This is a genomic window from Pseudomonas sp., from assembly GCF_037994325.1.
Classification (GTDB): Bacteria; Pseudomonadota; Gammaproteobacteria; order Pseudomonadales; family Pseudomonadaceae; genus Aquipseudomonas.
The window spans coordinates 1-5575 of sequence record NZ_JBBNAH010000588.1 but is presented as its reverse complement, the minus strand read 5'-3'; the positions used below and the strand labels follow the sequence as shown (position 1 = coordinate 5575).

Here is a 5575-nt window from a genome sequence, read left to right as displayed (position 1 = left end):
GTATTTGCCGGGCTTCTTTTTGTCTGCAATTTGCTACTAATTAACCAACTTAAAGCGGCAATGCATAAGTACCCGTTACATGGGCCACTAAATTGTCATCATCGCCTGCTGAATATAACGACACTTCGCACACTGCCTGCCGCCGACTTAGTTTAAGTATTTGCGCATGGGCGATCAGGTCTACCGGTTTGGGCTTGGCCAGGAAGTTGATATTCAGGTTGGCGGTTACCGCCATTTCCACTTTGCCCAGGCGCCCCAGCACCACGGCGTACATGGCTGCATCCGCCAGCGCCATGATGGTCGGCCCTGAAACGGTGCCACCGGGGCGCACCAATTTGGCCTGGAACGGCACGCGAGCGTAGGCGTTGTTGGCATCCAGGCGATCGATACACAGGTCGATATCCTCAGCCATGGGCACGCCAAAGCGGATCAATGCTTGTACTTGCTCGGCAGTCAAAGCGCTCACTGGAAACCCCTTACATTGCAATGGTCTGAATCCTGTACGCGACAGAACTGGCCCCGTACAATGCCGAGCTATTCCTTGCCCTCGCAACTGATATAACGGCCAAACATGCGTACCAGTCAGTATTTGCTCTCGACCTTAAAAGAAAACCCAACCGACGCCGTCGTGGTCAGCCACCAGTTAATGCTGCGTGCCGGCATGATCCGCAAACTGGCGTCCGGCCTGTACACCTGGCTGCCGATGGGCCTGCGTGTTTTGCGCAAAGTAGAAACCGTGGTGCGCGAAGAAATGAACGCCGCCGGTGCGCTGGAAGTGCTGATGCCCGCCATTCAACCAGCTGAACTGTGGCAAGAGTCCGGGCGCTGGGAGCAATACGGCCCTGAGCTGCTGCGTTTGAAAGACCGTCATGGCCGTGAGTTCTGCGTGGGCCCAACCCACGAAGAAGTAATCACTGACCTGATGCGCAACGAACTGAGCAGTTATAAACAGCTGCCCATCAATCTGTACCAAATTCAGACAAAATTCCGCGATGAAATCCGCCCTCGCTTCGGTGTAATGCGTGGCCGCGAATTCACCATGAAAGACGCCTACTCCTTTCATAGCGATCAGGCATCTCTGCAAGAAACTTACGACCGTATGCACCAGGCGTACTGCAATGTGTTCAGCCGCCTGGGCCTGAACTTCCGCCCCGTGCAAGCCGACACAGGCTCCATCGGTGGTACTGGCTCGCACGAATTCCACGTGCTGGCCGAGTCCGGTGAAGACGATATCGCCTTCAGCAACGTCTCCGACTACGCCGCCAACGTCGAAAAAGCCGAGGCGATTCCGCGCGAAACTGCTCGTGCTGCGGCAACGGAAGAAATGCGCCTGGTCGATACGCCAAACGCCAAAACCATCGCTGAACTGGTGGAAGGTTTTAACCTGCCGATCGAGAAAACCATCAAGACCTTGGTGGTGCATGCGGCCGAAGAAGGCAAGCTGATTGCCTTGATCGTTCGTGGCGACCACGAGCTAAACGAGATCAAAGCAGCCAATCTGGAGCTGGTCGCCAGCCCATTGGTATTCGCCAGCGAAGCTGAACTGCGCAACGCCATTGGCGCCGGCGCCGGCTCCCTTGGCCCGTTGAACTTGCCGCTGCCGTTGATCGTCGACCGCTCGGTAGCCCTGATGAGCGACTTCGCCATCGGCGCCAACATCGACGACAAGCACTACTTTGGCGTGAACTGGGAGCGCGACTTGCCGCTGCCGGACGTGGCCGACCTGCGCAACGTGGTTGCCGGCGACCCAAGCCCGGATGGTCAGGGCACCCTGGAAATCAAACGCGGCATTGAAGTTGGGCATATCTTCCAGCTCGGCAGCAAATACAGCGAAGCCATGAACTGCACCGTGATGGGCGAGAACGGCAAGCCTGCCATCCTCTCCATGGGTTGCTACGGTATCGGCGTGTCCCGCGTGGTGGCTGCGGCCATTGAGCAAAACAACGACGAGCGCGGCATTCTCTGGAGCGACGCCCTGGCGCCGTTCCAAGTCGCGCTGGTACCGCTGCGCTACGAGAACGAAGACGTACGCGCCGCTACCGACAAGCTGTACGCCGACCTGACGGCCGCTGGCTTTGAAGTGCTGCTGGATGACCGTGATAAGAAAACCAGCCCCGGCATCAAGTTTGCCGATATGGAACTGATCGGCATCCCGCACCGCATCGTGGTCAGCGACCGCGGTCTGGCTGAGGGCAATCTGGAGTACAAGAACCGTCGTGAAACCGAGGCCCAGGCCATTCCGGTGGCTGACGTGTTGTCCTTTATCCAGGCCCGTACCGGTCGCTGATTGTTAGCCAGAGCACCCATGTTCAAGCCACGTCACATCAGCCTTATCGGCGCCGCCTTGAGCGGCGCCTTGCTGCTTAGCGGCTGCGCCAACCATATGTCGCAACGCGCCGAGCACGAGGAGCGCGTCGAGCGCAAATTGCTCAACCACAGCCTACAGATCGACGTCGGCCAACCAGCCGTGCTCGAACTGCCGCAACGGCGTGTACGTATTCAGGACCAGAAAACCTTTGAGGTGACTGAGTTCGAAGTGACCCGCCATTACGACCGCTACACGCCCTACCAAGGCTGGCGCGAACTGTATGAAGTGCCGTTAGGCGTGGTGGCAATCGTCGCGGGTATTGGGGCGAACGTGGTGAATGTGGTGGCGCTGGGCAACGTGCCAGAAACGGCGACCAAAGGCTGGATCGACTACGGCTTCGCCGGCGTTAACCCGTTTATGAACACCCAGTCCAACGGCCGCTCGCAACAGAACCTGGCACGTATCGACGAAAACCAGACCGACAAACGCACCGAGTACTCCAGTCTGCCGTGGGCTGAGCGCACAGTGCTGGTGACCGCTGGCCCGCAAACCCATGAGCTGACCACCGACCGCAACGGCGTGCTGCGCCTCAACCTGCTCGACGGCCCGTTTGCCGAACAGGATGTCAGCCGCGTCGGCAAGCTGTTGCTGAGTGTTGAAGACGAGCAAGATAACACCCGCGCCGAAGCCAGCCTGCAAGTTAGCCGCACCCTGCGCGGCAAGCTGCTGGAAGCCCATGCGCTGATCTACGACGACCTCGAAGACGACGAAGTCTCGCAGTGGGTGCACCGGGTCAAACGGCTCTCCGACCTCGGCCTGGAAGAAGAAGCCAACGAACTGGAACAAAGCCTGATCGAACTGACCCGCAACGACCCCGAGCTACAGCAGGAATTCCTGACCTCGCTGCGCAAGAATGCCGGCCGTTTGGTGGCCGATCCAGGCGCCAATAACTGAGCCCAGCATGACTGCGTGTTTACGCTTCCTGCTGGCCAGCCTACTGCTGGTGGCCCTGCCTCTGAGCGCCAACGTGCGCCAGGCGCCGGAGCCGGAGTTGCGCGAGCTGCTGCAACGCACCGTCTCCGAAGCCGATAGCTTTGTTGATCGCTACGACGCAGAGGTCTGGCTGCTCGACATGTCCACCCGCCTCGCCCGCTACATGCCCGACGCCGAAGAGCGCCTGACGCTACTCAAACAGGTGCACCACGAAGCGCGCAAAGCCGGTTTGAAACCGGAACTGGTTTTGGCATTAATTCACACCGAAAGCCGCTTTAACCGCTTCGCCATCTCCTCGGTCGGCGCCCAAGGCATGATGCAAGTGATGACCTTCTGGAAAGGCGAGCTAGGCCGCGAACAAGACAACCTCACCGACAACGCCACCAACCTGCGCTATGGCTGCACGATTCTTAGCTACTACCTGAAAAAGGAAAACGGCGACCTCAATCGAGCGTTGGCGCGCTATAACGGCAGCCTGGGGAAGACCACCTATTCAGGGAAAGTGGTCGGGTTTTGGCAGGATTATTGGTACGTAAAACCGTAACCCGATTATCGAGCGTAAAGCCGTAGGGTGTGCTGTGCGCACCATGACGCCGATGCCGAACCGCTTGGTGCGCACAGCACACCCTACTGGATCAAACACAGCACAGTTGCGCTAGGCACGAACAATAAACCCGGCAATCCCCTGCACCGGGTGCTCGTGCAACTCCACCGCCGCCACCTTGGCTTTCTTTGGCCCCGTCTGCAGCCAAGCGGCCAATTCGCGTACGGCCTCTTCCTCGCCTTCGACTAACACCTCAACGCGGCCATCGGCCAAATTACGTACCCAGCCGTCGAGGTCCAGACGCGTGGCTTCGGTTTCGGTGCTTTGGCGAAAAAACACGCCCTGGACCTTGCCGCTGACATAACCGTGCAAACAGATACGCGCCATGACTTCACTCCTCAGCTTGCAGATCAGCCAGGCGCTTGCTCAGGCCGGCTGCGGTTTGTTCGCCCATCAGGCGCTCGCGCACTTGGCCTTTGGGGTCGACCAGGTAGGTCACCGGCAAGGCTTCGCTGCGCGGTAGTTGGAAGCGCTCGCCGGGGTCTTGGGCCAACACGGTAAAACGAATGCCCATGGTGTCGGCCGCCTTGCTCAAGGCATCGCTTTGCAGGGCATCAAAGTTCACCCCGATTACCTGCGCCTGCTTGCCCTTGAGTTGCTCAGCCAAGGCGTTCAACTCGGGGATCTCGGTGCGGCACGGCCCACACCATTCGGCCCAGTAATTAATCACTAACCACTGGCCTTCCAACTGCTCAGCCGTTACCTTTCGTCCATGTTGATCGACACCGTAGTCTTCAGCACAGCCGACCAGCAGCAGCCCGGCGCACAACCCCAAGGCAATTTGCCCCATGAGCATTTTTTTAATGACCCTACGCAGCAGCGCTGCCATGCAGTTGATCCTCGTACCGACAGGGTTGATATGACACTGGACGCCCTACGCCTTGAAGTGCCAGAGATCAGCGACGAGGTAGCGGCACCGCTGGCCGACCTCAATGAGCGGCTGGTCGAGGCCCGTCAGCAGTCCCACGAAAGCGCGCTGCACCTGGTGTTGGGTTTGCTGTTCCGCCTCAATCGCAGCGCCATGACCTTACTCGAAAGGCAACGCGCGCTGCAAAGCTTGAGCGATGAGTATCGGCACTATGCCGAGCATTACCGTAATGGCGCGGTACCGCCGATATTGTTTGTGCGCTTGTGCGGCGAAATGGCCGTGGGCTTCAAGCGCCTGCTGCTGCAAATTCTGCAAGGCCGGCAACCGTCACGCCCGCATCTGGCGTGGTGCCTGTATATGGCCCAGCATTTCCTTGCGCAAAGCCTGTTGCGCCACTATCAGCTGTATCAGGAACCCCCTGCCAGCCTGTGGCGTGACAGCCACTTGCTGTACTGGATTGGCGAGCATCAAGACTGCCTCGACGAGCCAGTGGCCGCCGCCTTCCACCCGCTGCCAGCGAATACGTTGCGCGGCCTCTACCAACAGATGCTGTTGCTAGCGCTGAGCAATCCGTTCCATCTGGCCGAAGGCGAAAGCCCGCAGCTGTTCAATGCCCTCGCGCCTTTGGCGAAATTAGCCCGTTTGCTGCCGTGGGATGAAGAGGACGACACCGAAGGGCCGATTGTTGATCTGACCGAAGCGCAGCCGAGCCTGGCCTTTGAGCAACCAATCGGCGGCGACCCTACCTACCTGCGGCGTTTCGAGTTGGGTGCGTTATTGGTCGCCCTGCACGAGCCAGCAC

6 protein-coding genes and 1 pseudogene are annotated in these 5575 nt (G+C 59.2%); 4 read left to right on the top strand and 3 right to left on the bottom strand.

Features of this window, described 5'->3' with window-relative positions; all coding sequences use genetic code 11:
- Positions 1-49: 49 nt before the first annotated feature.
- Positions 50-457, bottom strand: a complete 408-nt coding sequence (locus AAAB16_RS19700; protein ID WP_110616385.1) for a PaaI family thioesterase — start codon at positions 455-457, stop codon at positions 50-52.
- Positions 458-571: 114 nt separating this feature from the next.
- Here AAAB16_RS19700 and AAAB16_RS19695 point away from each other — a divergent pair, with 114 nt between their 5' ends.
- Genes AAAB16_RS19695 through AAAB16_RS19685 form a run of 3 tightly spaced genes read left to right on the top strand, consistent with a single transcriptional unit; the run spans position 572 to position 3845 of the window.
- Positions 572-2287, top strand: coding sequence for a proline--tRNA ligase (locus AAAB16_RS19695; protein WP_340664852.1), 1716 nt, complete (start codon positions 572-574; stop codon positions 2285-2287).
- 18 nt (positions 2288-2305) lie between these two features.
- Positions 2306-3262, top strand: coding sequence for a hypothetical protein (locus tag AAAB16_RS19690; protein ID WP_340664851.1), 957 nt, complete (start codon positions 2306-2308; stop codon positions 3260-3262).
- 7 nt (positions 3263-3269) lie between these two features.
- The gene (locus AAAB16_RS19685) at positions 3270-3845 is read left to right on the top strand and encodes a transglycosylase SLT domain-containing protein (RefSeq protein WP_340664850.1); all 576 of its coding nucleotides are present in this window, start codon (positions 3270-3272) and stop codon (positions 3843-3845) included.
- A gap of 111 nt (positions 3846-3956) precedes the next feature.
- On the opposite strand, the gene AAAB16_RS19680 is transcribed toward AAAB16_RS19685, so the two are convergent.
- A complete protein-coding gene (locus AAAB16_RS19680) occupies positions 3957-4232 on the bottom strand; it encodes an acylphosphatase (protein ID WP_340664849.1) in 276 nt (91 codons plus the stop codon).
- A gap of 4 nt (positions 4233-4236) precedes the next feature.
- Entirely contained in the window at positions 4237-4701 is a 465-nt protein-coding gene (locus tag AAAB16_RS19675; RefSeq protein WP_340664853.1) for a TlpA disulfide reductase family protein, read from the bottom strand.
- Between the two features lie 63 nt (positions 4702-4764).
- Between AAAB16_RS19675 and AAAB16_RS19670 the strand changes: the two are divergent.
- Positions 4765-5575 (top strand): annotated as a pseudogene (locus tag AAAB16_RS19670) (PilZ domain-containing protein); the annotation flags it as partial.

What these genes read in the sequence shown, in the direction of transcription:
- AAAB16_RS19675 (WP_340664853.1), bottom strand. Translation starts at nt 4,701, where the DNA reads ATGCTCATGGGGCAAATTGCCTTGGGGTTGTGCGCCGGGCTGCTGCTG.
- AAAB16_RS19680 (WP_340664849.1), bottom strand. Translation starts at nt 4,232, where the DNA reads ATGGCGCGTATCTGTTTGCACGGTTATGTCAGCGGCAAGGTCCAGGGC.
- AAAB16_RS19685 (WP_340664850.1), top strand. Translation starts at nt 3,270, where the DNA reads ATGACTGCGTGTTTACGCTTCCTGCTGGCCAGCCTACTGCTGGTGGCC.
- AAAB16_RS19690 (WP_340664851.1), top strand. Translation starts at nt 2,306, where the DNA reads ATGTTCAAGCCACGTCACATCAGCCTTATCGGCGCCGCCTTGAGCGGC.
- AAAB16_RS19695 (WP_340664852.1), top strand. Translation starts at nt 572, where the DNA reads ATGCGTACCAGTCAGTATTTGCTCTCGACCTTAAAAGAAAACCCAACC.